The organism is Arsukibacterium sp. MJ3 (genome assembly GCF_000987765.1).
GTDB lineage: Bacteria > Pseudomonadota > Gammaproteobacteria > Enterobacterales > Alteromonadaceae > Alishewanella.
Genome location: NZ_LAHP01000123.1, coordinates 1 through 585, shown reverse-complemented (window position 1 = coordinate 585; position 585 = coordinate 1). Strand labels below are relative to the sequence as shown.

The following is a 585-nucleotide window of genomic DNA, read 5'->3' as shown; positions in this document are numbered from 1 at the left end:
TAACGGCCAATACGGCTAAGTGCCTGTACTTATTTAGATTGTTTAAGCTGCGATCTAAAGGATTTATAGCCGATCGGCATATCAGCCCACACTTTGGTAACTCAATGGCTGATGCGGTGTCAGTTTTTGGATATCAATACCCTGCAACAACCAGTGCCACTGCTGCTCGCTGATAGACAGTACTTTACCTGTCATCAAACGCGGCCAGCGGAATTTGTCTTTCTCCAGCCGTTTGTACCACAGGCAAAAACCGGTTTGGTCCCAGTACAATACTTTTAAGCGCGTGCGCTGTTGATTACAAAACACAAACAGCGAGCCGCTAAACGGCGATAGCTGCATGTCTTGTTCAACCAACAGCGACAAGCCATTGATGGATTTACGAAAGTCGACCGGCTGTTTATGCAGGTAAATTTTCGGTGGGTCGATAAACATCTTCATGGTTAAAGCGCTCGGAGCAACGCAGCTAACCACAAGGCATCCGTGCCAGGCGGTAAGTGCAGCTCGACATCGCGCTTTTTCAGCAGCATTGGCTGGCTAAGCAACATGCCTTGGGGCGTCAGTTCAACAAAACCGGCATCGTCTTCC

Annotated in this window: 1 protein-coding gene; it reads right to left on the bottom strand. The window is 48.7% G+C overall.

What is annotated here, in order from left to right; all coding sequences use genetic code 11:
• Nucleotides 1-81 precede the first annotated feature (81 nt).
• Nucleotides 82-438 (bottom strand): IS66 family insertion sequence element accessory protein TnpB, encoded by a 357-nt coding sequence (tnpB, locus tag VT06_RS17100; protein WP_046555537.1) that lies wholly within the window; start codon nt 436-438, stop codon nt 82-84.
• Between the last annotated feature and the right edge of the window lie 147 nt (nt 439-585).